This is a genomic window from Acidisphaera sp. S103, assembly GCF_009765975.1.
GTDB lineage: Bacteria > Pseudomonadota > Alphaproteobacteria > Acetobacterales > Acetobacteraceae > Rhodopila.
The window spans coordinates 1-291 of record NZ_LMUJ01000011.1 but is presented as its reverse complement, the minus strand read 5'-3'; the positions used below and the strand labels follow the sequence as shown (position 1 = coordinate 291).

The window sequence follows — 291 nt, the reverse complement described above, 5'->3', positions numbered from 1 at the left end:
CGGTTGGCATGGCTGTGCAAACCGGCCTCGATGTCACGCAAACTGACCGCGCCGGCGAATTGGGCGTAGAGCATGGCGACGAGATGGCTTCTGTGGGTGAAGGTCCTGGCGCAGTCCTGGGCGGCGTGCTGTTCGATTGCGTGGTTGAACGCGTCCCACGGAAGCAGCTTCAGAATCGACTGGAAAACGCTAGTGTTGGGTTGCACGGTGTTGATCTCCCCAGCTCCGGTGACGTCGCCAAACGTCGGAAGCTGAGTAGAATCAATACCGTGCGGCTTGTACAGCGAAATA

Annotated in this window: 1 protein-coding gene; it reads right to left on the bottom strand. The window is 58.8% G+C overall.

The annotated features are described in order from the left end of the window. On the bottom strand, window positions 1–291 hold a 291-nt coding region (locus GSQ89_RS00455; RefSeq protein WP_158920890.1), incomplete at both ends, for a DUF4372 domain-containing protein.